Here is a 26,831-nt window from a genome sequence, read left to right as displayed (position 1 = left end):
ACCCCCTTAACGAGAAAGCGTGTCGACAATGCCGACAACGGCCAGATCGATGGCCTCATTCGGCCCGGAAAAAACATGCCTGGCGCTGGAACCGCTGCTCAGGAGCACCAGTTCGCCAACGCCTGCGCCGACGGAGTCAACGGCGACTTCATCGCCTGCCGTCGGATTCGCCGGCAGTTCGCCGTCGGCACTGACCCGGCGTACCAGCAGAAGTTTTTTACCGACCAACGAGGGCGATTTTTGCGTGGATACCACCGCGCCTGTAACACGTGCCAGATGCATGGTTCACTCCTGCTTAATTAAATGGATGTGGCGTGAACTCGCGGTCTCGCGAGCCAGCGCGGTAACAACACATGTGCGATGCAGCACCAGTAATCCTGAGGGTAACCGGGCAACATCGGCATAACTTAACAGTCGGGTAGGGTGCAACATGATCGGCTGACCCTGTTCATCGCAGAGAACCAGCGGCAGTCGGGCCAGTTTCTTCACCGGCAATGCGGGCAACAACCGACGTTGCACTGAGAGTTGCACCCGAAGACCCAATGCCAGCGCCTCATGAATCATGACGGCGGCGGCATGCGATGAATCGTTGTCGGCGATCTGCTCCAGCAGGGGCAGATCGACCTGCAAAATATGCAGGGAGGCGTACTGACAAAACAGGATGTGGGAAGGTGTTTCCCGCAGTTGCGCGACGCTCAGCGTGACGGAGCTTTGTGTTCGACGCTGCAGGCGGGAGACCACCTCCTCGACGATTCGCTGCAACAGTTCGCCGTTCATCGCGGTGTCACCAGCGTGACGAAGGCATTGGCGTCATCTGCCCCAGCGGCATTGGCCTCGTCGGTATCAATATGCATCTCCAGGCGCATATCGGGGGAAACACGTACCGCAACGTTGTCGAAGATCAGCCGACGATCGGTTCCCTCAATGGCGACACTGACGCTATCGCCATGAGCAACGCGCAGGATCAGCGCATCCAGCGGCGACATGTGAATGTGGCGCTGGGCGACGATCACGCCAGAGGGGAGTTCGACTTCGCCAAAGGGGCTCACGAGGCGAATACCCGGCGTACCATTAAGATTACCGGACATCCGTAACGGTGCGGCGATGCCCAACGTTCTGGCATCCGTGCGCGAAATCTCCACCTGGCTGGTGCTACGTAGTGGCCCCAGCAGGCGGACATTTTTCAGTTGACCTTTTGGACCCACTAACGTGACGGTCTGCTCAGCCGCGTACTGTCCCGGTTGCAGGAGTCCTTTTTTCTCACTAATCGGATGTCCCGGAAAAAGACGGGCATAATCCTCAGCGTTAAGGTGGATATGACGGTTGGAAACGCCCAGTGGAATAGGGCGATCCCGCAATTCATTCAGCACTTTGCTGACCGTCGTTTCCAGAAGTTGCTTATCCATTACGCTTAACCTCGTTTACCTGAATGCAGGCAGAGCGACCGGGGTTCGCCTTTCTGGCGCTTACAGGCCGGGTCCAGACACAAATTGCAGCTGATAATCCCGTCTTCAGGCGCCGCTTCCGGTGCTGACTCTTCTACAACGACTTCAGTTTCAGGTTCTTCAATGGGGGCTGGCACGGGCTCAGGTACAGACACCGCTGCGGGTGCTGATACAGGCGCCGGGGTGGCAGCCATCGCGCGGGAGAGAATGCCCTCGCCGGGTCTGGCGATCACTTTATGCGCGACCAGGCCATCTTGCTGTTCGGCGAGATGAGCACCGGTGATGATGGCAGATTGTACTGACGCCACATCACCGGTTATCTTGATCACCGTCCAGCCTGAACCGTTGGTTTTTTCAAGGCCAACCAGCGTGATGGAAGCCGCTTTCGCCATGGCATCTGCGCAACAGATGGCTAATGCCAGACCACTAACTTCGAGTAATCCCAGTGATTGCTTCACGCTGTGCTCCTTTTCGATAGTACTCAGGCAGATTTCGGTAAAATAGCCTCAACGTCGCTGTGCGGACGCGGGATAACGTGGCTGGATTTCACCTCGCCCACGACGCTTGCTGCCGCGCAGCCTGCATCAACGGCGGCTTTAACGGCGCCGACGTCACCGCGAACCATGACGGTCACCAGACCGGAGCCGATTTTTTCGTAACCGACCAGTTGCACGTTGGCAGATTTCACCATGGCATCTGCGGCTTCAATCGCGCCGACCAACCCTTTTGTTTCAACCAGTCCCAGTGCGTTATTCATACTGCGATTCTCCTGTGGATTAAGCATTGAGATCCCGGAAGGGGATCCCTTTGACTAACCTTGCCGCGTTGTTTCCAGTACTTCGCCGGTCAAGGCTGTTTTGGCGATACGTCAGCGTAAAAAGCGGCGCTGAAGTGGGTAAATTTTTGTAGTGCACGACCAGGGTTTCTTCGTTGCAGGCGATGCCAACCAGCAGCGGCGACATGCGGGCTGCCTGCCATGCGCTCTGAACGACTTCTCCCGCCGCCTGGTGTTGAATCACAAACGGGATGCCTTCTTCTTCAATGCCGAGCAGCACCTCTTTCCAGACGGAAAGACAGTCGCCGATAGTCGAAATCACAATGGCAGGCGTAGTGACGCTACTGTCCATGGGCAAACTCCTTATGCCAGGAAAGGATGAGGCCGGTAGCCACTGCGTTTCGCGGTCCTTCGGTGCCGCGAATATTTCCGCGTCCGGCAACCAGTCGATAATGCGCCAGGGCGTCCGTCACCAGTTGCGGCACTTCAAAGTCCAACGAGGAGCCGCCCACCAGAACGACGAACGGAATGTCGCGGATATTGCCCGTCGGGCTAACCTGTCGTAGCGCGCGCAGGGCATTGGTGACAAATACGCGCTCTTTGGCGCTGCGACGAATGGCGCGAACTTTTTCCAGTGCGAGATCGCCGGGCAGAGGCACCAGTTCATCCGGTTTGACCACGCAGACGCGGGCAAATACCGCAGGGGGAAGCGGAGTCGGGAAAAACTGAACGCTGCCGTCTTCGTGACGCAGATGGAACAGGCTTTCGACCTTGGCTAACGGATACTTTTTGATCTCTTCTGCCAGGTAGCGGTCATCAAGCCCCAGTTCCCGGGCGATGATCATGGTCACCATGTCGCCAGCCCCGGCCAGGTGCGTGGCGATAATTTCGCCTTTAGGATTTATGATGGAGGCGTCGGTCGAGCCAGCGCCTAAATCCAGAATCGCCAGCGGACGCGTGGTGCCGGGCGTGGTGAGTGCGCCCAGAATCGCCGCTTCAGCTTCTGCGCCGCCAACCTGAACGTCCACGTTCAGCTTTTCTTTGATTTCGCTGGCGATCATCGCCATCTGCAGACGGTCTGATTTCACCATCGATGCGATACCGACGGCCTGTTCCAGAGAAAACTCACCGGCCAGTCCGCCGGTGACGCTGACGGGGACGGAGGTGTCGACGGCCAGCAAATCCTGGATAAAAATTTCGTTGCTTGGCTTGTTGGTCAGTTCCGCCATCGTCTGGCGAACGTGTTCCAGCATGCCGCCAATATTGGTGCCCGCTTCACCGGTAACGTTGTCCAGTTTCGGGCATTCGCCGACCGCTTTCATAATGGCGTCGGCACCCGCGGCGACATCAACGCGCAGCGTACGTCCCTGTGACTGCAGTTCAATGTTTCCAGCAGGAATGGCGCGCGCTTTAACATCACCTGAAGGGGTTTTCACCACCACAGCGGAGCGGTTGCCAATCAGCGCTCGCGCCATCGGAACAATGTTTTTGGTCTCGTTCGCGTTGAGATTAAACACCGTCGCGATGCCATAAGGGTTTGACAGCGTTTCGATAACCTTACCGGGTACGGCGACCTCAATGGCGGCCAACATTCCGAGCGGTATACGGTCGATGTACAGCACTTCATCAACGATAGGCAGCGGTTTTTCCAGTCTGTTACTGACCAGAACGCCATCGTCCTGTTGCAAAATGACGCCCGTTAACTGATAACCAGCACGGACAGAGGCGTTAATCATGGTGGCGACATCAGCGAAATCGAAAGCGGATGACACCACCAGAATTAACGGGGTATCCGCCGGGCGGGTGAGTAACTCTTCCGGCGTGATAGTGATCCCCACACCCAGACCGACACCGCCCGGTGTTTTCGGGTTATGACCGATCATGGTGGATTCGGTGATGATAGTTTCCGTGATGGTTTCCATCGCGACATCACCAATCACCGGGGTGGCTTCGTTGATACGGATAAGCGAGATATCGCTGACATTGATGCCTGCATTGTTAGCCGCAAGCGTAAGCGCCTCCTGAATCCCAAACACATTACGCAATGTGCCTTTTATCCCGGTGGTTTCCGCCAGCGCGCTACCGGTAATGGTGAGCGCGCCAGTGCCATCCACTGTCGCCAGTGCGACTTCTGTGGATGAGTTGCCGATATCAATGCCAGCTATATATCTCATGACCTTTCCTTAGTCGTCGCCTTTCAGTTTCTTACGCTCGACGTACAACACCGCAGCTTCACGAACAAACGCGGCGCAGATTTTGGCCTGATAGCGATTTTCAAGATCGTCCGCGATCGCGAGCAGTTCTTCTTTCGTTGAACGGTAAGGACGCAGAGCGTTATAGATCTCAAGAATGCGATCGTCCGGTACTGCCGTCAGTTCTGCGGCACGCTCAAAGTTCATCGCCAGGCGGTCACGTCCAGCATCTTTGGCGATAGCCGCCTGAATGCGCAGCGTTTCCGGTGTGATACGCATATCCTGCGCGGTCACTTTGTTGCTCAGAACGTTTTCGAGAGTGAACTCATCCAGCGTTTTGTTGGTGGCCGTTTTGACCCACTCAGGATGCTTACTGGCGAGTGGATAGTCGGTCACTTTTGCGGTCTGGGTCGTACTGCTCGAACCGGCTGCCGGGGCAGATGTGTCGCCCTGCAGGCTGTTCATGCGGCTCAACACATCCCGTACCATCGATTCAATTGCATCGGTATTCATAAAGGGATCCTTATTAAAGCGCCACGCGCAGTTCCTGCGGGTTTTTGCCCGTCACGACGTACTTCGTCTCTTTAATGTGCAAAATGGCGGATTTAGCCTGATATTTCGGGCGTGCCATCTGATCGTTCAGCGTCGGAACCGGCTGCGGTGATTCACGCTTGGCATAACGCGCGGCGTTTTTACCAATCTGGCGATAGGTTTCCAGCGTCAGCAGCGGTGCCTGCGGGAACAGCTCCAGGTTGGACAGCGGCGGCAGTCCCTGTTGGTGGATGACCGTCGTGCCTTTTGACTGGATGCCGATAGAGATGCCAGAGCCGCTCAGACGGTTACCCTCCACGGCAACAAAGGCCACGTCGGACGATTTAAAGCAGCGAATCACACGCGCTTTGATGCCTTCTTCTTCAATACCGGCAATCACTTCACGCAGAATGTTCTTGTGCGGCAGACCGACGATATTAACGGTCTGAGAAAGGCCAAACGCCGGGCCGACAGCGATGATGACTTCATCCTGTTGCGTGCCCTGTTTTGCCTCGCCAATTTCCGTCAGAAAACTGTCACCGGCCGGTGCAGCAGGTGCGGTTGACGTTCCCGGCGCGCGAAACGAGACGGGCTTATCGCTGGTCTGCATTTCGGACAGAACGTCTTCAATAATCTGGCGCAGCAATTTTTCATTAATTTCCATTGTTCACCCCTTAGCCAAGCTCGTTGGGATCAAGTGCGCCAGGGATGTTCTTAATTTCTTCCCAGCGTTCGCCTTGCAGGCGATAACCTGTTGCCGGACCGGCATAATCGTTGACGTCATTGACTGCAGAGAGCACTTGTCCGTCGCCGACGATAATGGCGGAGGTATGCAGATAGTCCCCGGTTAACTTGGCTTTCTGGATGTTGAGCATGTCCTGCGCGACATCGGTAAAGCCACCCTGAGCCAGCGCTTTCACCACTTCCAGACCGTTGCGGTTTTTGTTGATGATTTCCTGCGCAAACTTGATGTCCTCAACGATGTTACGTTCAGGCATATCTTTTGAACCGTGTGCGTAGGTGGCGGCTTCGACTTCTTCATCCGTAATCGGCGGCAGACCCATGCCGGCGAAAACCGCCTGCAGAGCACGTGCTGCTTTGTTACGAATGGCGATAACGTCCTCTTCACGCACCGGACGCAGACCACCGTCCACTTTCAGGTCACGCTGGATAACGTTGTAGTCATCGAAGTCTTCCGCATCTTCGTTGGAGCCCGCGAACATGTTGTCGTAGTTCGGTACGGCGGAATAACCGGAAGAGATAAAGTCGGTACCCGGCAGGAACTGCATCAGCAGACGCGCGGTACGACGCATATCGGAGTGGGTAAAGGTCTGGTCGTTACTGGAGGCGCATTCCAGATCCAGTGATGAACAGATCAGGTTTTCTGCCAGAACTGCGCGGATCCCTGATGGAACGGCGGACGGAACGCCGATGCAGCTCACGGAGCCGTTTTGCAGACCTTGAACACCCGCCGCTTTGGTGATGTATATGCAGCGCGCTTCCAGATACAGCATGGATTTACCTTCGGCATAGCCCATCTGCACTTCGGAACCTGAACCGGAGGTGAAACGCATTTTCAAACCACGGGAGGCGTAAGAAGAGGCGAGGAAGCCTTTTGACCACGGCGTATCATCGCCATCGGTAAATACCGGTTCGGTACCGTAGACGGAAATGGTTTCGGCGTAGCAGGTATGGCCCAGCATGCCGAGTTTCAGTTCAGTGGCTTCTTCCAGCGAACATTGCGTCAACACGCCCGGACGACCGACCTGAGAACCGACGAGCAGAGCAATGGCGTTGAACGGGGCATAACGCGCCACGGCCACGGTCGTCTCTTGCTCATCAAAACCGCGCCATGCACCTTCTGCTGCGTCGGCAGCAATCTGCACCGGATTATCTTTGACGTTGGTGACGTGTGCCTGCTGGGATGGAGTACGACGTGCGCGCATTTTTTGCATCGCCATCATCATCTCAACCACGTTCATGTGCGAAACCACTTCGACAATTTTCGCCGGGGTCATCGCCGTAGTCAGCGGCACAATGTCGCGACGTTTCACGTTAGGATCGCACAGCATATTGGCGAGCTTAACGGAGTCCATTGCCATGACTTCTTCTGCGCGCGTCAGGTTGATGCCGTAGCGGGCAATGAAGTGGTCAATCAGGTCGAACTGGCTGACCGATTTGCCATCGAGTTCGGTGACTGCGCCGTTAACGATTTTAATCGACGGCTTAGGATCGTTCGGGCTTTCCATCGCAATGAAGCCTTCTTCGATCCACTCCTTAACGAATCCGTCCTGATTTACAGGGCGTTTCGCCAGTGCTTCAAATCTTTTCGATCTCATGAATGAGCCTCACGGATATCAGATGTAGGACGGGCGATCGTTTTTCGGTTCTGAACCGAGGGTCGCAAGGACGGTTTTACCGATTTCTCGCGCCGAGATAACCGCCTGACGCACTGCGCCGGAATCGCCGGAGATAACCAGGATCGCTTCGTTACTGAAGCTGGTGCCATGCGCCGGAGAGCTGTAAGCCACGACTTCAACATTCGCTGCTTTCAGCGCGGTATCCGCCATCAGCACGCCGACGGAAGCCGGGGCACCGACAATCACGCCGCAGGCACGGCCAACCGGCGCGCCGAAGGCTTTTTCCAGTGCGTAACTGGCACGCGCGGTGTACTGCAGTTCGATGTGTCCGGCCTCATTGCCATAAACATCACCGAAGGTCCGGTCGAGTTCTTTCAGCGCCACTTCAATCCCGCGCTTAACGTCGGAAACGTCGTTGCCGCCGATAATGATTAACGAACCGTGGCCTGCACCGCCTTTGGTATCGCGTGGGAGTTCAATGCTCACCACTTCGGTATTGGTGGCTTTGACCGCTTCGTCAGCCGCCATGATGTGTGGACCCGCGCCGGTACGCGCGCCCAGGATGCCAATGGAGCGATAGCGCTTCTCAAGCTTCATTGCTTCCAACAGGGCACTGTCTACGTTTGCAATCACCAGACCTACGGTGTCGCCAATCGCAGTGCCAACAAATTCCGTTAAACTGCAGCTCTTCTCTGCCATAGCCGTCTCTCGTTTTGGATGGGTTTTATCAGGGATGCCCGCTTGCTCAGGCGTTGCCACACGGGCAATGACCTGCGCCATGATCTGTTCAACCAGTTCATTGCTGCTCATGGGTTAATTCCCTTCGGTAAGATTTTTTCAACATCGGTATGAGGGCGTGGAATGACGTGTACGGCTTTCACTTCTCCCACGTTGCGCGCAGCGGCAGCACCCGCATCGGTCGCCGCTTTTACGGCACCGACATCACCGCGAACGATGACGGTTACCAGCCCTGAGCCAATTTTTTCGTAGCCAACCAACATGACATTGGCTGACTTCACCATTGCATCTGCGGCCTCTATGGCTGCAGTTAAGCCTTTGGTTTCTACCATTCCTAATGCTTCTTGTTGCATAAAGACCTCGCCTGGGTTTGTCCCGATAATCATGACTATAAAAAGAAGCGAGGAAAAAGAATGGCTGACTTGAAAGTAAGGGAGAAAAATTAGTGGGGTATGAATGTGATAAACTTGCTTTATTGTATTTTATCTTGTTGTTTTTTCAGGTTTTGTTAATTTTTATGGATGTGATATTTTGGTTTTTGCTATTCCATATTTACATTTTTAGGGGTGACAGTATTAATTTAATTTGCTATGCGGGAAAGCCGATTTGTGACGTCGATTGGAAAAGACGAATCTGCAAATAACCAATTTTTATTATTATGAATCGTTCTGGTTAATTACATTCAGGCACTCTACACGCTGCCTCTGAATAAATGAATGACAAGAAATTGCTATAACAACACGATTTTTCCAGGTCTCAGAGTGCTCAGTTTGCCAACAATTTTCAGCGACCTCTTTCTATAGTAGGTGTTGTTGTACTCTACGACCAGCAAGGGTCCGCTGGTAAGGACACGAACGCTTCTAAGAAGGTGTCACAATGAATGATTCACTGAAAGCGCAATGCATTGCCGAGTTTTTGGGTACCGGATTGTTTTTGTTTTTTGGTATCGGCTGCCTTAGCGCACTGAAAGTTGCAGGTGCCAGTCTGGGTCTCTGGGAAATTTGTATTATTTGGGGTCTGGGAATTTCGCTTGCGGTTTATCTGACAGCGGGCATTTCCGGGGCGCATCTGAACCCGGCGATCACCGTCGCACTCTGGCTGTTTGCCTGCTTCCCGGGACGCAAAGTTCTGCCTTACACCATTGCGCAGGTTGCGGGTGCGTTTGGCGGCGCGGTGCTGGCCTATCTGCTTTACGGCAATTTATTCACCGAGTACGAAACTGCCCACAATATGGTTCGCGGCAGCGCCGATAGCCTCTATCTGGCCAGCATTTTCAGTACATATCCAGCCGCCGCACTTAGCGTGTGGCAGGCGGCAGGGGTCGAAATCGTCATCACCTCTATTCTGATGGGGCTGATTATGGCGCTGACGGATGACGGCAACGGCGTGCCTAAGGGACCACTGGCGCCGCTGCTGATCGGCATTCTGGTGGCGGTGATTGGCGCATCCACAGGCCCGTTGACAGGGTTTGCCATGAACCCGGCGCGTGATTTTGGTCCTAAACTGTTCGCCTGGATGGCGGGCTGGGGGGATATTGCGATGACTGGCGGACGTGATATTCCGTACTTTATAGTGCCGATTATCGCGCCACTGATTGGTGCGTGCGCGGGAGCGGCTATCTACAAGTACCTCATTGGTAAAAATTTGCCCTGTAATACCTGTAAAATTGAAGAGACAGACGCGTAATTCGGACACATACGGCTATTATCACGTCTTTAATTTCTATTTCGTGATCTGCTTTCACGAACTGACTAAAAAGTCTCCCCACCCGGGGAGACTTTTGTTATTGTCCCTTATACTTTCTGTCATTTACATACACGGATAGGGGATGATAAAAAGTGAATGTAAAATTTATGTTTTCATTATAACAATGGATTAACTGAGGGATTTTATCATGATTTCTGCGAGTACCCTGAACTCAGAACTCATTAATAAAATCGCACAGGATTTTGCGCAAGCGACCAGCCTGGCTGTTGTGGTTGTCAATATTCACGGTGATGAGATTTCTGAGCTGTTTAATTTCACGCCTTTTTGTCAACTGATGCGTCAGCATCCACAACACAGTACCCGGTGTCGTATGAGCGATCGCTGTGGAGGACTGGAAGCGTCAAAATCGGATCAACCCTGTATCTATCGCTGTCATGCCGGGCTAACCGATTTTTCTATTCCTCTCGTGATCTCAGGCCATCTTGTCGGGTTCGTCTTGTGCGGCCAGGTGCGTTTACGTAACGATGACGGTATCGATCTGCTTAACATCATGAAGGTTGACGATCGCTGGCAGGCCGATCCAGAACTGCTCAATGAGTTCAGTAATGTCCCGGAAATGGACTATTCACGCGTGATGGCCTCGGCGGATCTGCTCAAACTCATTGTTGAAAACTGCCTCAAAAAGCAGCTCAATTTCGTGGTGATCAAAGACAGTGCGCAGCCTACGGAACCTGCACGTCCGGCCCGCGCCGCCAGCCCTCATGACAGTAAGATGAAAAAAGCGTTGCGCTATATTGATGCGCATCTGTCTGACGATCTTCGTCTTGAAGATGTGGCATCGCACGTCTATCTGAGCCCGTACTATTTCAGCAAACTGTTCAAAAAATATCAGGGCATTGGTTTTAATGCGTGGGTCAATCAACAGCGCATGGCCAGTGCCAGAGAGCTGCTTTGCCACAGTGACTGGAGCATTGCCAGTATTGCCCGCAATTTAGGTTTTTCGCAAACCAGCTATTTTTGCAAAGTGTTCCGTCAGACTTATCAGGTTACGCCGCAGGCCTATCGACAAAAAATAAATGAAAACTTGCCTGCTGAGTCGGCATAAATAGCAATATTTTGCTATTGCCGATTTTTGATATTCCCGTGTAATCCGGTCATTTATAATGGTTAAGTGTTTTTAGTACAGCAATAAATTGTCATAGCGCAATAAAATATCGCTCTTTACGGAATAAACTTCACCAGTTTTTATTTCTGTGATGAGATACAGTGTCATTGTTAAGAGGTTTCATTATTCTCTTGCATGACATTTCATTCAGAATCGTTTTATTGCGGCATTTTATGTTGATAAAAAATGCGCAACGAATAAGTAACGAAAAAGTATTGTTGTGATGAGGAGAATTCATTCTGCTCGTCATTTAAGCCGACAGGTTTGACACAATTGTGTCTGGGAAGGGGGTGAAAATCCCCCGCAGCCCCCGCTGCTGTGATGCTGACAACCCCGTGAAGACCACTGATCGCAAGATTGGGAAGGACGGGCGAGGACGACGCTAAGCCAGAAGACCAGCCTGTCGGATACTACCAACAACTTCGGTGGGAAGTGGGTTGCTCAGATGCGTACAGTCGGAAGACTGGGTGTCAGTACATCCCTACCACCCTGAACAGGATCAGGGTCATGGCGGCAAAGCAGTACGCGTTTGTTCTGGCAGGTACCGGTAGCGGCTGTGGTAAAACCACGGTGACGCTGGGCTTGCTGAACGCATTGAAACAACGTGGTTTACGCGTCCAACCCTGCAAAGTCGGCCCTGACTACCTGGATACCGCCTGGCATACGGCCATCAGCGGCACCGCTTCCCGTAATCTCGACAGCTTCATGCTTCCCGAATCGATTCTTAATGCGCTGTTCCGCGAACAGATGCAGGACATGGATATTGCGGTGATCGAAGGAGTGATGGGGCTGTACGACGGCTACGGCACTGACCCCAACTACTGTAGCACCGCTGCGATGGCAAAACAGTTGGGCTGCCCGGTGATTCTGCTGGTTGATGGGAAAGCCGTTTCTACCTCCATTGCCGCCACGGTGATGGGCTTCCAGCATTTTGACCCGACGCTGAACATTGCCGGCGTTATTGTTAATCGCGTCAATAGCGAGTCCCATTTCCAGTTGCTGAAAACCGCCATCGAACACTACTGCGCCGTGCCGGTGCTGGGTTACGTTCCGCGCGTTGAGGGCGTTGTGTTACCCGAACGGCATCTGGGGCTGGTGACCGCGCGCGAGTCCGTCGTGAATCAACCGTTGTGGCAGGATTTCGCTGCCCGACTGGAAAACACGCTGAATATCGACCAGTTACTGGCGTTAAGCCATCTTGAGGCGTTACCACAGGGTGAGTGGCCTGAGCTTCCTGCGGCGAACGCCGGGGACGGTCTGACGCTGGCGATGGCCGATGATGAAGCCTTTAACTTTTATTACCCCGACAACGTAAAGTTGCTGGCGCGTACCGGTGTCAACATTGTGCGCTTCAGTCCGCTCCACGATCGCGCGTTGCCCGATTGCCAGATGGTCTGGCTGGGTGGTGGCTATCCGGAACTGCATGCGGCCACGCTGGCGGCCAACAGCACCATGCTGGCAAGCCTGCGCGAGGCGCACCAGCGCGGCGTCGCGATCTACGCCGAGTGCGGCGGATTAATGTACCTCGGCAGCCTGCTGGAAGATGCTGACGGGGTAGAGTATCGCATGGCCGATATCATTCCCGGTCGCAGCAAAATGGGTAAACGACTGACCCGCTTCGGCTATTGTGAAGCGCAGGCTCTGCAGCCCACGTTGCTGGCTGCGGAAGGTGACGTGCTGCGCGGTCATGAATTTCATTACTCCGACTTTTCCCCTGAAACGCCCGCCGTGCTGGCATGTCACAAAGTCCGTGACGGTCAGACGGTGCAAGCGTGGTCTGGCGGCTGGCGAATCGGCAATACCTTTGCCAGCTATCTGCACGTTCACTTTGCTCAGCGTCCATTAATGCTTAATCACTGGCTGAACGCCGCACGGGAGGCGTTATGACGCTACTGGCATGGTGCGTGGCCTGGCTTCTGGATGTCGTGATTGGCGACCCGCCAGACTGGCCGCATCCGGTGCGCTGGATAGGCAATCTGATCAATGTCGTGCAACGGATTATTCGCCGCTTCTGCCACAGCGATCGGGCGTTACGTATCGGCGGCGGGGTAATGTGGCTGGTGGTTGTGGGGCTGACGTGGGCGGTTGCCTGGAGTGTCTTATGGCTTGCGGCGCTGATTCATCCGTGGCTCGGTTGGGTCGTTGAAGTCTGGATGATCTTCACCGTGCTGGCGGGGCGCTGTCTGGCGACGGCGGCGCAGGAGGTTGAGCGCCCGTTACGTGAAGGCAACCTTGCGCAAAGCCGTGAAAAACTCTCGTGTATTGTGGGGCGTGACACCTCGCAACTTCAGCCGGAACAGATCAACCGGGCGGTGGTGGAAACCGTTGCAGAGAATACGGTTGACGGCATCATCGCGCCGCTGTTCTTCCTGTTACTCGGCGGCGCGCCGCTGGCGATGGCCTACAAAGCGGTGAACACCCTGGATTCCATGGTGGGCTATAAGCACGAAAAATACCGGGCGATTGGCATGGTAAGCGCGCGGCTTGACGACGTCGCGAACTATATTCCTGCGCGGCTGAGTTGGCTGTTACTGAGCGCGGCGGCGGTTTTGTGTCGGCGTAATGGCTCCCGGGCGCTCTGCGTGGGGTGGCGAGACCGCTATAACCACAGCAGTCCAAACTGCGCGTGGGCGGAGGCATCCGTTGCCGGTGCGCTGGGCATTCGCCTGGGCGGCCCTAATGATTACTTTGGTGAGCGTGTTGAAAAACCGTGGATCGGCGACGCGCAGCGCATCATTTCCGTAGATGACATTTCCCAAACGATTCGACTGATGTGGGTCGCCTCAACGCTGGCTCTGGCGCTGTTCCTCGTAACGCGCTGGCTGGTGGTTGGGGTGGCCTGAGGATAAATGACAATGCAATACATCCAGCAACCCCAGGCGATTGAAGCCAAAAGTTTTGACATCATTGGCGAGATCATTAATGAAACGCGCCCGGAGTACCAGTTTGCCAGTCCGCTGCATGAAGCGATCATCAAGCGAGTGATTCATACCACCGCTGACTTTGACTGGCTGGATATTCTCTGGTTTTCGGGCGATGCGCTGGAAAAACTTTGCGCGGCGCTGAGTCGTCCGACGGTTATTTATACCGACACCACCATGGCACTTTCGGGGATTAACAAAACCCTGCTGGCGAAGACGGGGGGCGAGTGCCGCTGCTACATCAGCGATCCGCGCGTGGTAGCACAAGCGAAAGCGCAGGGGATCACCCGTTCAATGGCGGCGGTAGATGTGGCCGTGACGGAAGAGAGTGAAAAAGTGTTTGTCTTTGGCAACGCACCCACCGCACTGTTTCGCCTGCTGGAGCATGATGTGGCGGTAAGTGGCGTGGTGGGCGTACCGGTGGGGTTTGTCGGCGCGGCGGAGTCTAAAGAGGCGTTGACGCACAGTCAACTGCCCGCCATTGCTGCCCTTGGACGTAAAGGCGGCAGCAACGTTGCGGCGGCGATCGTCAACGCCATGCTGTATCACATGCAGGGGGCGCGATGAGCGATCAAACTTTCGACGCGCCCGTCTGGCATAACGGCAAAGCGCTGCGCAAAGGTTACACCACCGGATCGTGCGCCACAGCGGCGGCAAAAGTCGCCGCGCTGATGGTCCTGCGCCAGCATTTGATCCACCAGGTGTCGATTGTTACGCCGTCCGGCGTCACGCTGTGTCTGAACGTGGAATCGCCGCACATCGAAGGACAGCAGGCCATTGCCGCCATCCGCAAAGACGGTGGCGACGATGTGGACGCCACCCACGGCATGTTGATTTTCGCCCGCGTCACGCTGAACGATAGCGGCGAAATTGTCCTGCTCGGCGGCGAAGGGGTTGGCACCGTCACCCGCAAGGGGATTGGTTTACCCGTTGGCAGTGCGGCAATTAATCGCACCCCGCGTCACACCATTGAATCCGCCGTGCGTGAGGCGATAGGCCCGGCACGCGGGGCGGAAATCGAAATTTTTGCTCCGGAAGGCGAAGAACGGGCGCAAAAAACCTACAACTCGCGACTCGGTATTCTTGGCGGCATTTCCATCATTGGCACCACCGGCATCGTGACCCCAATGTCCGAAGAGAGCTGGAAGCGGTCGCTATCGTTGGAACTGGAAATTAAACGCGCCGCCGGGCTGGAGCGAGTGGTTCTGGTGCCGGGTAACCACGGTGAGCGTTTTGTCCGCGAACAGATGGGCATCGACACCAACGTGGTGGTCACCATGAGCAACTATGTCGGCTACATGATTGAAGAGGCGGTACGACTGGGATTTCGCCAGGTTGTGCTCGTTGGCCATCCTGGAAAGCTTATCAAAATTGCCGCCGGGATTTTCCATACCCACAGCCACATTGCCGATGCGCGGATGGAAACGTTGGTGGCCCATCTGGCGCTGCTCGGGGCACCGCTGGAGTTGCTAACGCTGGTGAGCGACTGCGACACAACCGAAGCGGCAATGGAGCACATTGACGCGTACGGTTTTCAGCACATTTACAACCACCTTGCTGAACGTATCTGCCTGCGCGTAATGCAGATGCTGCGCTTTACCAAAACCCCGCCGACCTGCGACGCTGTCATGTTTTCGTTTGATAACCAGGTACTCGGCAGCAACCGGCCCGTCGAGGCTATCGCCCGGGAGATGCAATGCTGACGGTGGTTGGGATGGGGCCCGCCGGTCTGCTACTGATGACACCAGCAGCGCGCGCGGCGGTTGACGAGGCTGATGTGCTGGTTGGCGGTCAGCGCCATTTGCAGCAGTTTCCGGACTTTCGCGGCGAGCAGTTTGCGCTGGGCGCCAACATTCCCGAGCTGCTGACGTGGATTGACGCGCATCAGGATAAGCAGGTGGTGGTTCTGGCCTCCGGCGATCCGCTGTTTTACGGCATCGGTACGCGGATGGTGGCGCATTTTGGCATTGAGCAGGTACGTATCATTCCTGGTATTAGCGCGGTGCAGTATCTGTGCGCGCAGTCGGGAATCGACATGAATGACATGTGGCTCACCAGTAGCCATGGGCGCAGCGTCTGTTTCGATACGCTGGCCGAACATAACAAAGTGGCAATGGTCACCGACGGTCAGTGCGGACCGCGTGAAATTGCCGCGCAACTGGTTGCACGAGGAAAGGGCGATCGCTGGATGGTGATTGGCGAAAACCTGGCGATGGAAAACGAACGGATCCACTGGCTGCGCGTCAGCGAGGTCCATGCCGAATACGAGATGAATGCAGTGGTGATCCTTGATGAAAGATGAGCTTTTCCTGCGCGGTGAGAAGGTGCCGATGACCAAAGAAGCGGTACGTGCACTTGCTCTCGCAAAACTTGAGCTGCACCGGGCCAGTCACCTGATTGATATCGGGGCGGGGACCGGCAGCGTATCCATCGAAGCCGCGCTGCAGTTTCCGTCGCTGCACATCACGGCTATCGAGCGCAATCCGGCAGCGCTGCGTTTGCTCGACGAAAACCGTCAGCATTTCGCCTGCGCGAATATCGATATTCTGCCGGGCGAAGCGCCGATGATGATGACCGAGAAAGCCGATGCCGTCTTTATGGGCGGCAGCGGGGGGCATCTCACGGAACTGATCGACTGGTCCATGCGCCAGTTGCACGTTGGCGGGCGTCTGGTGATGACCTTTATCCTGCAGGAAAACCTCAACACCGCGCTGGCGCATCTGCAACAACTTGGCATGCAGGAGGTGGACTGCCTGCAAATGCAAATTTCGTCACTGACCACGCTGGGCGCGGGTCACTATTTCAAACCGAATAATCCCGTTTTTGTTATCGCCTGTCAGAAGGAAGAACACCATGTCTGAGTCATTTGATCCCCGTTGTGTGTGGTTTGTCGGCGCAGGTCCAGGTGACCGGGAACTGATTACCCTTAAGGGTTACCGGCTGCTGCAACAGGCGCAGGTGGTGATTTATGCCGGATCGCTTATCAACACTGAACTGCTGGAGTATTGCCCGGAGGGCGCGGAGTGTCACGACAGTGCGGAACTGCACCTGGAGCAAATCCTCTCCCTGATGGAAGAGGGCGTGAAGGCCGGAAAAACAGTGGTGCGCCTGCAAACCGGCGACGTGTCGCTGTATGGCTCGGTGCGTGAACAGGGTGAAGAACTGACCAAACGCGGCATCAACTGGCAGGTGGTGCCGGGCGTCAGCGCTTTCCTCGGCGCAGCGGCGGAGTTGGGCGTTGAATACACCGTGCCGGAAGTCTCGCAGAGCCTGATTATCACGCGGCTTGAAGGCCGCACGCCAGTACCGGAACGCGAACAACTGGAATCCTTCGCCAGCCACCAGACCTCAATGGCTATCTATCTCTCCGTCCAGCGCATCAATCGGGTGGCGGAACGGTTGATCGAGGGCGGTTATCCGGCGACCACGCCCGTGGCGGTTATCTATAAAGCGACCTGGCCGGAAAGCCAGACCGTGCGCGGCACGCTGGCGGACATCGCGGATAAAGTGCGCGATGCCGGGATCCGCAAAACGGCGCTCATCCTGGTCGGGAATTTCCTCGGAGATGAGTATCACTACTCCAGACTCTATGCCGCGGACTTTAGCCATGAATACCGTAAAGCCTGAATCTATCGCGCTGTTTTGCCTGACGCCCGGTGGCGTTCAGCTGGCAAAACGGCTGGCAGCGATGCTGCCGCTGACCTGTTTTACCAGTGAAAAACTGCTGGAGGACGGTTTTCTGCCGTTCGACGGCGGATTCGCCCACGCCGCGCGCGACGCGTTCTCGAACTATTCCGCGCTGATTTTCATCGGGGCGACCGGCATTGCGGTGCGCGTGCTGGCCCCGCTGGTGAATGACAAGTTCAGCGATCCGGCGGTGGTGGTGATCGACGAGCGCGGGCAGCATGTGATCAGCCTGCTTTCAGGTCACGCGGGCGGCGCGAACGCGCTGACCCGTTATCTCGCCGGCATGCTGGGGGCCGATCCGGTGATTACGACCGCCACTGACGTCAATGAAATGGCGGCGCTGGATACCCTCGCGTTTCAGCTCAATGCCCGCATGACTGACTTCCGTACGGCGGTGAAAGTGGTGAATCAGATGCTGGTGAGCAACCAGCGAGTGGGGCTGTGGTGGGATGAAGAACTGGATGAAGACGTCCGCCACTGCGATCGCCGTGGGTTCATTACCGTCACCGATCTCCAGCAACTACCGGAACTGGATGCGCTGGTGTGCGTCACGTTACGTAACGAACTGCCGGCTATCCCGGTTCAGCACTGGAAACTGGTGCCGCAGCGAGTCGTCGCCGGAATTGGTTGTCGCCGCGATACCCCGTTCCCGCTACTGGCGGCACTGCTGGCTCGTCAGCTTGAAGCGCAGCGCTTTGACCCGCTGGCGTTGAAAGCCATCGGCAGCGTGTCGCTCAAGAAAGATGAAGAGGGGCTGATTCAGCTTGCCTTCTGCTGGCGCGTGCCTTTTGAAACCTTTACCGCTGACGCGCTGCGTGAGCATGAACATCACTTTCCGGCCTCGCCGTTTGTTCGCCAGACGGTTGGCGTCGGGAGCGTCTCGGGTCCGGCAGCGTGGCTGCTGAGTCATGGGCAATTGACCGGCGAAACCCTGCGCGAGCAGGGCGTCACTATCACTTTGGGAGTTTCACACTGATGTTAACCGTAATCGGAATCGGCCCCGGCTCACAGGCCATGATGACTATGGAAGCCGTTGAAGCACTGCAGGCGGCAGAAATCATTGTGGGTTACAAAACCTACACCCACCTCGTCAAAGCGTTTACCGGTGACAAGCAGGTGATCAAAACCGGTATGTGTAAAGAGATCGAGCGCTGCCATGCGGCGATTGAACTGGCGCAGGCTGGGCACAACGTGGCGCTGATCAGCAGCGGTGACGCCGGTATTTACGGCATGGCGGGGCTGGTGCTGGAGTTGGTCAGCAAACAGAAACTGGATGTTGAAGTGCGTCTGATCCCAGGGATGACTGCCAGCATCGCTGCTGCGTCGCTGCTCGGTGCGCCGCTAATGCACGATTTTTGCCACATCAGCCTGAGCGATCTACTGACGCCGTGGCCGGTTATCGAAAAACGCATTATTGCCGCAGGGGAAGCAGACTTCGTGATTTGCTTCTACAACCCGCGCAGCCGGGGCCGTGAAGGACATCTGGCACGCGCATTTGAACTGCTTTCCGCCAGCAAGAGCGGGCAAACGCCGGTAGGGGTGGTGAAATCTGCCGGGCGTAAAAAGCAAGAGAAATGGCTGACCACGCTGGGTGAAATGGATTTTGAACCGGTGGACATGACCAGTCTGGTGATCGTCGGCAACAAAGCGACCTATGTGCAGGAGGGTCTGATGATCACGCCACGAGGTTATGTGTTGTGAGTTTTGGCGAGGTTCTGGTCATGGGCGGCACCAGCGATGCCCGCGCGCTGTGCCAGCAACTGGACGCCGCCAACGTGGCGTACACCCTGTCGGTGGCGACGCCGACCGGGAAACAACTGGCCGGCGACATCAAGGGCCAGGTGCGTTGCGGTCGGCTGGAGCAGGATCAGATGGTGAACTGGCTGAAGAAAAACGGCACGCGTTGGGTGATCGACGCTTCACACCCGTATGCCGAAGTGGTGAGCCGCAACATTCTGCGCGCCTGTGAACGGGCAGGAGTGCTGCTCAGTCGCTATCAGCGCCCGGAGCAGCTCAGCAATCTGACGCATCCGCTGCTCTTTGCCGTACAGAGCATTGATGAGGCGTGTGACGTTGCGCGACGTTTCGGCGAGCGAGTACTGCTGACCACCGGGAGTAAAGATCTGGCAACGTGGCGTGCGGGTTTACCAGAAAAAACGCTGCTCGCTCGCGTGTTGCCCGTACCCGAAGTGATTCAACAATGCGCCGATCTTGGCTTTGGCGTTGGCGAGACGTTCGCGCTGTGTGGACCGTTTAGCGCCGAGTTCAACGCCGCATTTTATCGTCAGTGTCAGGCTGACGTCGTGATAACCAAGGCTTCTGGTGCAGAAGGTGGTTATCAGGAAAAGGTTCAACCCTGTCTGGATGCAGGCATTCCCTGCATCGTGATTACCCGCCCGGCGCCGCTGGTGACGGGAGATGAGTTACTGGAAAGTCAGGCCGCATTTGCGCAGCGTTTGGCGCGCTGGCTGGCCGCTGCTTAAGGAGTCAGAAAATGAAAAAAGCGCTTCTGGTGATAAGCTTTGGCACCAGCTATCACGACACCTGCGAGAAGAACATTGTGGCCTGCGAGCGCGATCTGGCCGCCAGCTGTCCCGACCGCGATTTGTTCCGTGCCTTTACCTCAGGAATGATTATTCGCAAGCTTAAACAGCGTGATGGAATCGAGATAGACACCCCGCTGCAGGCGCTGCAAAAGCTTGCTGAGCAGGGATATCAGGATGTGGCGATTCAGTCACTGCACATTATTAACGGCGACGAATACGAAAAAATTGTCCGTGAAGTGCAGAGTCTGCGTCCGCTGTTTGTCCGCCTGACGCTGGGCGTGCCGCTGCTGAGTAGCCATGATGATTACGCGCAGTTAATGCTGGCCCTGCGACAGCAGATGCCTGTGCCTGCCGACAATGAAAAAGTGGTGTTCATGGGCCACGGTGCCAGTCACCACGCGTTTGCCGCCTATGCCTGCCTCGATCACATGATGATGGCGCAGGGTTTCCCGGCGCGCGTCGGCGCGGTGGAGAGCTATCCGGAAGTCGACATTCTGATCGAGAGCCTGAGCAAAGAGGGCGTCAAAGCCGTCCATCTGATGCCGCTGATGCTGGTGGCGGGGGATCACGCCATCAACGATATGGCCTCTGACGAAGATGACTCGTGGAAAACGTTGTTTACTGCGGCAGGGATCACGGCAACGCCGTGGCTGAGCGGTCTTGGCGAAAATCCGGCGGTACGAGCGATGTTCGTTGCGCATCTGCAACAGGCGCTGAGCGTGGCGATGGAGGAAGCGGCATGAGCGGCAAACTGTACGCCCTGAGCACCGGTCCGGGAGCGGCCGATCTGATCACCGTTCGCGCTTCACGCATTCTGGGGGCGCTGGACATTCTCTATGCACCAGCGGGACGTAAGGGCGGCGACAGCCTCGCGCTTTCCATCGTGCGGGAATACATCGGCAAAAACACCGAAGTGCGCTGTTGTCATTTTCCCATGAGCGCAGACAGCGCGGAAAAAGAGGCGGTCTGGGATGAAGTGGCCGCCGCGCTGGTTAAAGACGTGAAGGCGGGTAAACAGGTGGGATTTATCACCCTGGGCGACGCCATGTTGTTCAGTACCTGGGTCTTTTTGCTACAGCGCATCGGTTGTCCTGACTGGCTGGAAATTGTCCCAGGCGTGACGTCGTTTGCCGCCATTGCTGCACGATCCAAAACGCCGCTGGCGATGGAACAACAGTCGCTGGCGGTGATCTCTTGTACCGCGCCGGAAGCGGAAATCGCCCAGGCGCTCCGTCAACACGACAGTCTGGTTTTAATGAAAGTGTATGGTCGATTCGCGCGGATTAAAACGCTGCTGGAACAGGCTGGATTACTGGACTGTGCACTGATGATGTCCGAGGCCACGCTCCCGGGAGAGCAGTGCTGGCGGCATCTCAACGAGGTCAGCGACGATCGGCCGTTGCCTTATTTCTCGACCATCCTGGTCAACAAACAGTGGGAGTATGCAGAATGAAACTCGAACAACAGCTGAAACAGCTGTCATTCAGTGGGCTGGCTGCGGCGCTATTGCTGATGATTGTGCCGGAGCAGGCGTTCGCCATGCACATTATGGAAGGGTTTTTACCGCCGATGTGGGCGCTGGCCTGGTGGCTGCTGTTTTTACCGTGCCTGTGGTATGGACTGGTGCGTTTGCGTCATATCGTGATGGACGACAGTCATCAGAAAGTGCTGCTGGCGCTGTGTGGGGCATTTATCTTTGTGCTGTCCGCACTGAAGATCCCGTCGGTCACCGGTAGCTGCTCACATCCGACGGGCGTTGGGTTGGCGGTTATCCTGTTTGGGCCGGGCGTGGTGGCGGTTCTCGGCGCTATCGTCCTGCTGTTCCAGGCGCTGTTGCTGGCGCACGGTGGTTTAACTACCCTGGGTGCGAACGGTATGTCGATGGCGGTGATTGGGCCGGTGGTGGGCTACATGGTGTGGAAGATGGCCTGCCGCGCCGGGATCCGCCGGGATGTCGGCGTCTTTCTCTGCGCGATGCTGGCGGATCTGGTGACCTACTTTGTCACGTCGGTGCAGTTGGGCGTGGCCTTCCCGGATCCCGAAGCGGGTGCGACAGGGTCTGTCGTCAAGTTTATGGGGATTTTCTGCCTGACGCAGATCCCGATTGCTATCGCCGAAGGATTGCTGACCGTGATGATCTACGACCAGTTGACGAAACGGCAACTGATTACCGCGCAAGGACATTAAGATGAAAAAGACGCTGATATTGTTAGCCATGGTGATTGCCCTGGTCATTTTGCCGTTTTTTATTGACCATGGCGGAGAGTTTGGTGGTTCAGACGGCGAGGCGGAAAGCCAGATTCAGGTGGTCGCCCCGCATTATGAGCCGTGGTTCCAACCGCTGTACGAACCGGCGAGTGGGGAAATTGAAAGCCTGCTGTTTACGTTACAGGGGTCGATTGGCGCGGCGGTGATTTTCTATATTCTGGGTTACACCAAAGGCAGACAACGCCGTGATGACCGGGCTTGATCGACTGAGCTATCAGAGCCGCTGGTTTCACATCGCACCTGAACGTAAGTTTCTGTTCTGGCTGCTGTTGATGATTCTGGCTTTTACCTTGCCTGCGTGGGGGCAGGGGATCGAACTGGCGCTGATAGCCGGGCTGACCTGTTGGCTGCTGCGGATCTCCCTGCGTCGCTGGTGTCGCTGGATGGCGTTGCCGTTTGGTTTTTTGCTGGTCGGCGTGGTGACGATCCTGTTCAGCGTCAGCCGCGACCCGCAAACGCTGCTGGTAAGTTTCCCCGTGGGCAGTTACTGGCTGGGCGTGACGGCGTCAGGACTTCATACCGCTAACGAGACGTTCTGGCGCAGTCTGGCTGCGCTGGCCGCCACGTTCTGGCTGGTGCTTAATCTGCCGTTTCCGCAGTTGATCGTCCTGCTCAAACGGGCGCGGGTGCCGCGCCTGCTGACGGAACAGATCCTGCTGACCTGGCGCTTTATTTTTATTCTGTTAGATGAAGCGATGGCCATTCATCGCGCGCAAACGCTGCGTTTTGGCTATCGTAGTCTGCCGATTGGCTATCGCTCGCTGGCGATGCTGGTGGGCGTTCTGTTCACCCGGGTGCTGATTCGCTATCAGCAAATGGCGGCGACGTTAGATATCAAATTGTATCAGGGTGATTTTCACCTGTAAGGAAAAACATGCTTGCCACCACCGAACTCTGGTTTCGTTATCAGGATGCGCAGGTACTTAAAGGGCTGACGCTGGATTTTTCGCAGCACGCCGTCACCGGACTGGTGGGGGCCAACGGCTGTGGGAAATCCACCCTATTTATGAATCTGAGCGGCTTACTGCGACCGCAGCAGGGCGCGGTACTGTGGCAGGGAAAACCGCTGGACTACAGTAAGCGTGGTTTACTGGCGCTGCGTCAGCAGGTGGCGACGGTATTTCAGGATCCCGATCAGCAAATTTTCTACACCGATATCGACAGCGATATCGCTTTCAGCCTGCGCAATCTTGGCGTGGAAGAAGCGGAAATTGCCCGACGAGTCGACGAGGCGTTAACGCTGGTCGATGCCCAGCATTTTCGCCAGCAGCCGATTCAGTGCTTAAGCCACGGGCAGAAGAAACGGGTGGCTATCGCCGGTGCGCTGGTATTACGGGCGAAATACCTGTTACTGGATGAACCCACGGCGGGTCTTGACCCTTCGGGGCGCAGTCAGATGATTGACATCATCAAGCGGATTGTGGCGCAGGGAAACCATGTGGTTATCTCCAGCCATGATATTGATCTGATTTATGAGGTCAGTAACGCCGTTTACGTCTTGCGTCATGGCGAAGTGCTGGCGCACGGTGAACCGGGCGAGGTCTTTGCCCGCACGGCGCTGATTGAAGAGGCCGGGTTAACGCAACCCTGGCTGGTGAAACTGCACGCGCAGTTAGGCATGCCGCTGTGCAAAACCGAAGATGAATTTTTCAGTTGTATGCGACAACGCGCAATCAAGGAGGCGTCATGACGCAGGCCATTATGTTGCAGGGAACGGCGTCTGACGTCGGCAAGAGCGTTCTGGTGGCGGGACTGTGCCGCATTTTTTATCAGGACGGTCGGCGGACCGCACCGTTCAAGTCGCAGAATATGGCGCTCAACTCCGGCATCACGCCGGAGGGGAAAGAGATGGGTCGCGCGCAAATTTTCCAGGCCGAAGCGGCGGGCATTGTGCCGGATGTCCGCATGAATCCGGTGCTGTTGAAACCGACCAGCGATCGCAAGGCGCAGGTGGTGCTAATGGGCCAGGTGGCGACCGATATGGACGCGGTCAGCTATCACGAATACAAACCGCGTCTGCGCGAGCAAATCCTCTCCGTTTACACCAGTCTGGCGCAGGAGTTTGATGTGCTGGTGCTGGAAGGCGCGGGCAGTCCGGCGGAGATCAATCTGCGCGATCGGGACATCGTGAATATGGGGATGGCCGAGATGGCGCAGTGCCCGGTGATTCTGGTCGCCGATATCGATCGCGGCGGGGTGTTCGCCTCTATCTACGGTACGCTGGCGCTGCTGCATGAACACGAACGTGCGCGGGTGAAAGGGGTGATCATCAATAAGTTTCGCGGCGACGTGGCGCTGCTTAATCCCGGTATCGAACAGATTGAAAGTCTGACCGGCGTTCCCGTGCTGGGAGTGATGCCGTGGCTGGATGTCGATCTCGAAGATGAAGACGGCGTGGCGCTGCAAAAAGGGAAATACCTGCGTACGGAAAAACGCGATATCAACATTGCGGTGGTGCAAATCCCGCATATCTCCAATTTCACCGATTTTAACGCGCTGGCAGCGCAACCTGATGTGCGCGTGCGCTATGTACGCCATCCGCAAGAGTTGGCGGACGTTGATTTGGTTATCCTGCCGGGCAGCAAAAACACGCTCGGCGATCTGGTATGGCTACGTGAAAGCGGCATGGCTCATGCGGTGTTGCAGGCGCACCAGCAAAATATCCCCATCGTTGGGATCTGCGGTGGCTATCAGATGCTCGGCGAGACCATCATTGATGAGGTTGAATCGGGACTGGGAACGCTGCCGGGGCTGGGGTTGCTTGATACTGTCACCCACTTTGCCCAGCGGAAAACCACCACTCAGGTGACGGCGACGATGTCATTGGCACTGCCTGACTGGCTGTCTGCGGCGTCCGGATTGCCGGTACGTGGCTATGAAATTCATATGGGTGAAACGACGCTGAACGGTGGCTGTCGGTCGGTGATGCAACTCCAGAAGCACGGCGAAAACGTCGCGGATGGCGCCGTCACGGCAGACGGACGGGTGTTTGGCACCTATCTGCACGGTCTGTTCGACAGTGATGGCTTTACGCGGGCGTTGATTAACGGCCTGCGCGTGCGTAAAGGCCTGGCTCCCCTGGATCCCGCCTTCCAATACGCGCAATATAAATCGCAGCAGTTCGATCTGCTGGCGGATGCGATGCGGCAACACATCGATATTGAGAAAATTTATACCATCATGCAGCAGCACCGGGAGTCCGTATGATGATTCTGGTGACTGGCGGCGCGCGCAGCGGTAAGAGTCGTCATGCCGAAGCGCTAATCGCGGATTTCCCGCAGGTGCTGTACATCGCGACATCGCAGATTTTTGATGACGAGATGGCCGCGCGTATTCAGCATCATCGTGATGGACGTCCTGCGCACTGGCGTACCGCCGAGCGCTGGCAACATCTTGATACGCTAATAACGGCGGATAACGCGCCGGATGAAGCCATTCTGCTGGAATGTATCACGACGATGGTCACTAACCTGCTGTTTGCCCTTGGCGGTGACAGCGATCCGGACGGCTGGGACTACGCGGCGCTGGAAACGACGATTGAGGTGGAGATCCAGACGCTGATTGCGGCCTGCCAGCGATGCCCGGCGAAGGTGGTGCTGGTGACCAACGAAGTCGGGATGGGCATCGTGCCAGAAAACCGTCTGGCACGGCACTTTCGGGATATTGCCGGGCGCGTGAATCAGCGTCTGGCGGCTGCGGCGGATGAGGTCTGGCTGGTGGTATCGGGTATTGGAGTCAAAATTAAATGAGTAAGTTGTTCTGGGCAATGCTCTCTTTTATTACGCGTTTACCTGTTCCAGGTCGCTGGTCGCAAGGACTGGAGTTCGATCAGTATTCGCGCGGTACTGTGACTTTCCCACTCATTGGCCTGCTGCTTGGCACCTTGAGTGGGCTGGTGTTTATGCTCTTTCAGCCCTGGTGCGGCGCACCGCTGGCCGCGCTTTTCACCGTGTTAGCGCTGGCGCTGATGACGGGAGGCTTTCATCTCGATGGGCTGGCCGATACCTGTGACGGCGTTTTCTCTGCCCGCAGTCGGGAACGTATGCTGGAGATTATGCGCGACAGCCGCCTGGGAACGCACGGCGGTCTGGCGCTCATCTTTGTTCTGCTGGCGAAAGTACTGGTGGTCAGCGAACTGGCGCTACGCGGTACTCCTGTGCTGGCGGCGCTGGCGGCCGCCTGTGCGGTAGGGCGCGGGACGGCCGTACTGTTGATGTACCGCCATCGCTACGCCCGTGAAGAGGGGCTAGGCAATGTGTTTATCGGCCATGTCACCGGAACGCAAACCTGCTTTACTCTTGGCCTTGCGGCGATTCTGGCGGCGGTCCTCCTGCCCGGAATGCAGGGCATCGCGGCGCTGGTCGTGACGATGGTGGCGATCTTCCTGCTGGGACAACTGTTAAAACGTACGTTGGGTGGACAAACCGGCGATACGCTGGGTGCGGCAATCGAACTTGGTGAGCTGATATTCCTGCTGGCTCTGCTGTGAGTCAGCC

Annotated in this window: 33 protein-coding genes and 1 riboswitch; of the genes, 21 read left to right on the top strand and 12 right to left on the bottom strand. The window is 56.2% G+C overall.

The window, feature by feature from the left end; translation table 11 throughout:
* Window positions 1-6: 6 nt before the first annotated feature.
* Genes pduN through pduA form a run of 12 tightly spaced genes read right to left on the bottom strand, consistent with a single transcriptional unit; the run spans window position 7 to window position 8,394 of the window.
* Window positions 7-282, bottom strand: coding sequence for a propanediol utilization microcompartment protein PduN (pduN, locus tag OGY35_RS23395; protein WP_012906340.1), 276 nt, complete (start codon window positions 280-282; stop codon window positions 7-9).
* 3 nt (window positions 283-285) lie between these two features.
* The gene (gene pduM / locus OGY35_RS23390; RefSeq protein ID WP_286633589.1) at window positions 286-777 is read right to left on the bottom strand and encodes a microcompartment protein PduM; all 492 of its coding nucleotides are present in this window, start codon (window positions 775-777) and stop codon (window positions 286-288) included.
* On the bottom strand, window positions 774-1,406 hold the full coding sequence (locus OGY35_RS23385) for a phosphate propanoyltransferase (RefSeq protein ID WP_152403801.1): 633 nt from the start codon (window positions 1,404-1,406) through the stop codon (window positions 774-776). The genes pduM and OGY35_RS23385 overlap by 4 nt, the downstream gene beginning before the upstream one ends.
* Window positions 1,407-1,411: 5 nt before the next feature.
* Window positions 1,412-1,903 carry a BMC domain-containing protein gene (locus tag OGY35_RS23380; protein ID WP_286633588.1) on the bottom strand — a complete coding sequence of 164 codons (492 nt, stop codon included), beginning with the start codon at window positions 1,901-1,903 and terminating at the stop codon, window positions 1,412-1,414.
* A gap of 23 nt (window positions 1,904-1,926) precedes the next feature.
* Window positions 1,927-2,202 (bottom strand): propanediol utilization microcompartment protein PduJ, encoded by a 276-nt coding sequence (pduJ, locus tag OGY35_RS23375; RefSeq protein WP_042318188.1) that lies wholly within the window; start codon window positions 2,200-2,202, stop codon window positions 1,927-1,929.
* Window positions 2,203-2,221: 19 nt separating this feature from the next.
* Window positions 2,222-2,572, bottom strand: a complete 351-nt coding sequence (locus tag OGY35_RS23370) for a glycerol dehydratase reactivase beta/small subunit family protein (RefSeq protein ID WP_042318189.1) — start codon at window positions 2,570-2,572, stop codon at window positions 2,222-2,224.
* Window positions 2,562-4,394 carry a diol dehydratase reactivase subunit alpha gene (locus OGY35_RS23365; protein WP_286633587.1) on the bottom strand — a complete coding sequence of 611 codons (1,833 nt, stop codon included), beginning with the start codon at window positions 4,392-4,394 and terminating at the stop codon, window positions 2,562-2,564. The genes OGY35_RS23370 and OGY35_RS23365 overlap by 11 nt, the downstream gene beginning before the upstream one ends.
* 9 nt (window positions 4,395-4,403) lie before the next feature.
* Window positions 4,404-4,925 (bottom strand): propanediol dehydratase small subunit PduE, encoded by a 522-nt coding sequence (pduE, locus tag OGY35_RS23360; RefSeq protein WP_152403807.1) that lies wholly within the window; start codon window positions 4,923-4,925, stop codon window positions 4,404-4,406.
* Between the two features lie 13 nt (window positions 4,926-4,938).
* A complete protein-coding gene (pduD, locus tag OGY35_RS23355) occupies window positions 4,939-5,607 on the bottom strand; it encodes a propanediol dehydratase medium subunit PduD (RefSeq protein WP_043000237.1) in 669 nt (222 codons plus the stop codon).
* Window positions 5,608-5,617: 10 nt separating this feature from the next.
* Entirely contained in the window at window positions 5,618-7,282 is a 1,665-nt protein-coding gene (pduC, locus tag OGY35_RS23350; RefSeq protein ID WP_152403809.1) for a propanediol dehydratase large subunit PduC, read from the bottom strand.
* Between the two features lie 18 nt (window positions 7,283-7,300).
* A complete protein-coding gene (gene pduB, locus OGY35_RS23345; RefSeq protein ID WP_286633586.1) occupies window positions 7,301-8,113 on the bottom strand; it encodes a propanediol utilization microcompartment protein PduB in 813 nt (270 codons plus the stop codon).
* Window positions 8,110-8,394 (bottom strand): propanediol utilization microcompartment protein PduA, encoded by a 285-nt coding sequence (gene pduA, locus OGY35_RS23340; protein WP_012906330.1) that lies wholly within the window; start codon window positions 8,392-8,394, stop codon window positions 8,110-8,112. The genes pduB and pduA overlap by 4 nt, the downstream gene beginning before the upstream one ends.
* Before the next feature lie 523 nt (window positions 8,395-8,917).
* Here pduA and pduF point away from each other — a divergent pair.
* The 21 genes from pduF (at window position 8,918) to cobS (ending at window position 26,824) form a co-directional block, all read left to right on the top strand.
* Window positions 8,918-9,727: a propanediol diffusion facilitator PduF gene (gene pduF, locus OGY35_RS23335; protein WP_044326732.1), complete on the top strand. Its 810-nt coding sequence runs from the start codon at window positions 8,918-8,920 to the stop codon at window positions 9,725-9,727.
* Between the two features lie 208 nt (window positions 9,728-9,935).
* Window positions 9,936-10,853 (top strand): transcriptional regulator PocR, encoded by a 918-nt coding sequence (gene pocR / locus OGY35_RS23330; protein WP_152403811.1) that lies wholly within the window; start codon window positions 9,936-9,938, stop codon window positions 10,851-10,853.
* A gap of 303 nt (window positions 10,854-11,156) precedes the next feature.
* Window positions 11,157-11,331, top strand: a riboswitch (cobalamin riboswitch).
* An 89-nt stretch (window positions 11,332-11,420) separates the two neighbouring features.
* Entirely contained in the window at window positions 11,421-12,800 is a 1,380-nt protein-coding gene (locus tag OGY35_RS23325; protein ID WP_286633585.1) for a cobyrinic acid a,c-diamide synthase CobB, read from the top strand.
* A complete protein-coding gene (cbiB, locus tag OGY35_RS23320; protein ID WP_286633584.1) occupies window positions 12,797-13,756 on the top strand; it encodes an adenosylcobinamide-phosphate synthase CbiB in 960 nt (319 codons plus the stop codon). The genes OGY35_RS23325 and cbiB overlap by 4 nt, the downstream gene beginning before the upstream one ends.
* 12 nt (window positions 13,757-13,768) lie before the next feature.
* A complete protein-coding gene (locus tag OGY35_RS23315; RefSeq protein WP_286633736.1) occupies window positions 13,769-14,401 on the top strand; it encodes a cobalt-precorrin-8 methylmutase in 633 nt (210 codons plus the stop codon).
* Window positions 14,398-15,537, top strand: a complete 1,140-nt coding sequence (gene cbiD / locus OGY35_RS23310) for a cobalt-precorrin-5B (C(1))-methyltransferase CbiD (RefSeq protein WP_286633583.1) — start codon at window positions 14,398-14,400, stop codon at window positions 15,535-15,537. Before OGY35_RS23315 ends, cbiD begins: the two co-directional genes overlap by 4 nt.
* On the top strand, window positions 15,531-16,136 hold the full coding sequence (locus OGY35_RS23305; RefSeq protein WP_286633582.1) for a cobalt-precorrin-7 (C(5))-methyltransferase: 606 nt from the start codon (window positions 15,531-15,533) through the stop codon (window positions 16,134-16,136). The genes cbiD and OGY35_RS23305 overlap by 7 nt, the downstream gene beginning before the upstream one ends.
* A complete protein-coding gene (locus tag OGY35_RS23300) occupies window positions 16,126-16,695 on the top strand; it encodes a decarboxylating cobalt-precorrin-6B (C(15))-methyltransferase (RefSeq protein WP_152403821.1) in 570 nt (189 codons plus the stop codon). The genes OGY35_RS23305 and OGY35_RS23300 overlap by 11 nt, the downstream gene beginning before the upstream one ends.
* The gene (locus OGY35_RS23295; RefSeq protein WP_152403823.1) at window positions 16,688-17,461 is read left to right on the top strand and encodes a cobalt-precorrin-4 methyltransferase; all 774 of its coding nucleotides are present in this window, start codon (window positions 16,688-16,690) and stop codon (window positions 17,459-17,461) included. Before OGY35_RS23300 ends, OGY35_RS23295 begins: the two co-directional genes overlap by 8 nt.
* Window positions 17,442-18,497 (top strand): cobalt-precorrin 5A hydrolase, encoded by a 1,056-nt coding sequence (gene cbiG, locus OGY35_RS23290; protein WP_286633581.1) that lies wholly within the window; start codon window positions 17,442-17,444, stop codon window positions 18,495-18,497. Before OGY35_RS23295 ends, cbiG begins: the two co-directional genes overlap by 20 nt.
* Window positions 18,497-19,222, top strand: a complete 726-nt coding sequence (locus OGY35_RS23285; RefSeq protein ID WP_152403827.1) for a precorrin-3B C(17)-methyltransferase — start codon at window positions 18,497-18,499, stop codon at window positions 19,220-19,222. The genes cbiG and OGY35_RS23285 overlap by 1 nt, the downstream gene beginning before the upstream one ends.
* Window positions 19,219-20,004, top strand: coding sequence for a cobalt-precorrin-6A reductase (locus OGY35_RS23280; RefSeq protein ID WP_286633580.1), 786 nt, complete (start codon window positions 19,219-19,221; stop codon window positions 20,002-20,004). Before OGY35_RS23285 ends, OGY35_RS23280 begins: the two co-directional genes overlap by 4 nt.
* 11 nt (window positions 20,005-20,015) lie before the next feature.
* Complete coding sequence (cbiK, locus tag OGY35_RS23275; protein WP_152403831.1) at window positions 20,016-20,810, top strand: sirohydrochlorin cobaltochelatase; 795 nt, start codon at window positions 20,016-20,018, stop codon at window positions 20,808-20,810.
* The gene (locus OGY35_RS23270; protein ID WP_286633579.1) at window positions 20,807-21,520 is read left to right on the top strand and encodes a cobalt-factor II C(20)-methyltransferase; all 714 of its coding nucleotides are present in this window, start codon (window positions 20,807-20,809) and stop codon (window positions 21,518-21,520) included. Before cbiK ends, OGY35_RS23270 begins: the two co-directional genes overlap by 4 nt.
* The gene (cbiM, locus tag OGY35_RS23265; protein WP_042318216.1) at window positions 21,517-22,254 is read left to right on the top strand and encodes a cobalt ECF transporter S component CbiM; all 738 of its coding nucleotides are present in this window, start codon (window positions 21,517-21,519) and stop codon (window positions 22,252-22,254) included. The genes OGY35_RS23270 and cbiM overlap by 4 nt, the downstream gene beginning before the upstream one ends.
* 1 nt (window position 22,255) lies before the next feature.
* The gene (locus tag OGY35_RS23260) at window positions 22,256-22,537 is read left to right on the top strand and encodes an energy-coupling factor ABC transporter substrate-binding protein (RefSeq protein WP_042318217.1); all 282 of its coding nucleotides are present in this window, start codon (window positions 22,256-22,258) and stop codon (window positions 22,535-22,537) included.
* Window positions 22,524-23,201 carry an energy-coupling factor ABC transporter transmembrane protein gene (locus tag OGY35_RS23255; protein ID WP_152406296.1) on the top strand — a complete coding sequence of 226 codons (678 nt, stop codon included), beginning with the start codon at window positions 22,524-22,526 and terminating at the stop codon, window positions 23,199-23,201. The genes OGY35_RS23260 and OGY35_RS23255 overlap by 14 nt, the downstream gene beginning before the upstream one ends.
* A gap of 8 nt (window positions 23,202-23,209) precedes the next feature.
* Window positions 23,210-24,025, top strand: a complete 816-nt coding sequence (locus OGY35_RS23250; RefSeq protein ID WP_152403835.1) for an energy-coupling factor ABC transporter ATP-binding protein — start codon at window positions 23,210-23,212, stop codon at window positions 24,023-24,025.
* Entirely contained in the window at window positions 24,022-25,542 is a 1,521-nt protein-coding gene (locus tag OGY35_RS23245; RefSeq protein WP_286633578.1) for a cobyric acid synthase, read from the top strand. The genes OGY35_RS23250 and OGY35_RS23245 overlap by 4 nt, the downstream gene beginning before the upstream one ends.
* Entirely contained in the window at window positions 25,539-26,084 is a 546-nt protein-coding gene (gene cobU, locus OGY35_RS23240; RefSeq protein ID WP_286633577.1) for a bifunctional adenosylcobinamide kinase/adenosylcobinamide-phosphate guanylyltransferase, read from the top strand. The genes OGY35_RS23245 and cobU overlap by 4 nt, the downstream gene beginning before the upstream one ends.
* Window positions 26,081-26,824 (top strand): adenosylcobinamide-GDP ribazoletransferase, encoded by a 744-nt coding sequence (gene cobS, locus OGY35_RS23235; protein WP_286633576.1) that lies wholly within the window; start codon window positions 26,081-26,083, stop codon window positions 26,822-26,824. The genes cobU and cobS overlap by 4 nt, the downstream gene beginning before the upstream one ends.
* The last annotated feature ends 7 nt before the right edge of the window (window positions 26,825-26,831 follow it).

The sequence above is a fragment of the Citrobacter sp. Ct235 genome (assembly GCF_030332305.1).
In the GTDB taxonomy this organism is placed as follows: Bacteria; Pseudomonadota; Gammaproteobacteria; order Enterobacterales; family Enterobacteriaceae; genus Citrobacter_A; species Citrobacter_A telavivensis.
Note: the sequence above shows the minus strand (reverse complement) of the source record. Positions and strands in the feature narration are given on the sequence as shown.

Coding starts and splice junctions, on each gene's coding strand:
- cbiD (WP_286633583.1), top strand. CDS start 14,398: ATGAGCGATCAAACTTTCGACGCGCCCGTCTGGCATAACGGCAAAGCG.
- cbiK (WP_152403831.1), top strand. CDS start 20,016: ATGAAAAAAGCGCTTCTGGTGATAAGCTTTGGCACCAGCTATCACGAC.
- OGY35_RS23325 (WP_286633585.1), top strand. CDS start 11,421: ATGGCGGCAAAGCAGTACGCGTTTGTTCTGGCAGGTACCGGTAGCGGC.
- OGY35_RS23305 (WP_286633582.1), top strand. CDS start 15,531: ATGCTGACGGTGGTTGGGATGGGGCCCGCCGGTCTGCTACTGATGACA.
- cbiM (WP_042318216.1), top strand. CDS start 21,517: ATGAAACTCGAACAACAGCTGAAACAGCTGTCATTCAGTGGGCTGGCT.
- cobU (WP_286633577.1), top strand. CDS start 25,539: ATGATGATTCTGGTGACTGGCGGCGCGCGCAGCGGTAAGAGTCGTCAT.
- cobS (WP_286633576.1), top strand. CDS start 26,081: ATGAGTAAGTTGTTCTGGGCAATGCTCTCTTTTATTACGCGTTTACCT.
- pocR (WP_152403811.1), top strand. CDS start 9,936: ATGATTTCTGCGAGTACCCTGAACTCAGAACTCATTAATAAAATCGCA.
- OGY35_RS23370 (WP_042318189.1), bottom strand. CDS start 2,572: ATGGACAGTAGCGTCACTACGCCTGCCATTGTGATTTCGACTATCGGC.
- OGY35_RS23260 (WP_042318217.1), top strand. CDS start 22,256: ATGAAAAAGACGCTGATATTGTTAGCCATGGTGATTGCCCTGGTCATT.
- pduE (WP_152403807.1), bottom strand. CDS start 4,925: ATGAATACCGATGCAATTGAATCGATGGTACGGGATGTGTTGAGCCGC.
- pduB (WP_286633586.1), bottom strand. CDS start 8,113: ATGAGCAGCAATGAACTGGTTGAACAGATCATGGCGCAGGTCATTGCC.
- OGY35_RS23245 (WP_286633578.1), top strand. CDS start 24,022: ATGACGCAGGCCATTATGTTGCAGGGAACGGCGTCTGACGTCGGCAAG.
- pduF (WP_044326732.1), top strand. CDS start 8,918: ATGAATGATTCACTGAAAGCGCAATGCATTGCCGAGTTTTTGGGTACC.
- OGY35_RS23250 (WP_152403835.1), top strand. CDS start 23,210: ATGCTTGCCACCACCGAACTCTGGTTTCGTTATCAGGATGCGCAGGTA.
- cbiG (WP_286633581.1), top strand. CDS start 17,442: ATGAATACCGTAAAGCCTGAATCTATCGCGCTGTTTTGCCTGACGCCC.
- OGY35_RS23385 (WP_152403801.1), bottom strand. CDS start 1,406: ATGGATAAGCAACTTCTGGAAACGACGGTCAGCAAAGTGCTGAATGAA.
- pduM (WP_286633589.1), bottom strand. CDS start 777: ATGAACGGCGAACTGTTGCAGCGAATCGTCGAGGAGGTGGTCTCCCGC.
- pduC (WP_152403809.1), bottom strand. CDS start 7,282: ATGAGATCGAAAAGATTTGAAGCACTGGCGAAACGCCCTGTAAATCAG.
- OGY35_RS23270 (WP_286633579.1), top strand. CDS start 20,807: ATGAGCGGCAAACTGTACGCCCTGAGCACCGGTCCGGGAGCGGCCGAT.
- pduN (WP_012906340.1), bottom strand. CDS start 282: ATGCATCTGGCACGTGTTACAGGCGCGGTGGTATCCACGCAAAAATCG.
- OGY35_RS23295 (WP_152403823.1), top strand. CDS start 16,688: ATGTCTGAGTCATTTGATCCCCGTTGTGTGTGGTTTGTCGGCGCAGGT.
- OGY35_RS23255 (WP_152406296.1), top strand. CDS start 22,524: ATGACCGGGCTTGATCGACTGAGCTATCAGAGCCGCTGGTTTCACATC.
- OGY35_RS23315 (WP_286633736.1), top strand. CDS start 13,769: ATGCAATACATCCAGCAACCCCAGGCGATTGAAGCCAAAAGTTTTGAC.
- pduD (WP_043000237.1), bottom strand. CDS start 5,607: ATGGAAATTAATGAAAAATTGCTGCGCCAGATTATTGAAGACGTTCTG.
- OGY35_RS23365 (WP_286633587.1), bottom strand. CDS start 4,394: ATGAGATATATAGCTGGCATTGATATCGGCAACTCATCCACAGAAGTC.
- pduJ (WP_042318188.1), bottom strand. CDS start 2,202: ATGAATAACGCACTGGGACTGGTTGAAACAAAAGGGTTGGTCGGCGCG.
- OGY35_RS23285 (WP_152403827.1), top strand. CDS start 18,497: ATGTTAACCGTAATCGGAATCGGCCCCGGCTCACAGGCCATGATGACT.
- cbiB (WP_286633584.1), top strand. CDS start 12,797: ATGACGCTACTGGCATGGTGCGTGGCCTGGCTTCTGGATGTCGTGATT.
- pduA (WP_012906330.1), bottom strand. CDS start 8,394: ATGCAACAAGAAGCATTAGGAATGGTAGAAACCAAAGGCTTAACTGCA.
- OGY35_RS23300 (WP_152403821.1), top strand. CDS start 16,126: ATGAAAGATGAGCTTTTCCTGCGCGGTGAGAAGGTGCCGATGACCAAA.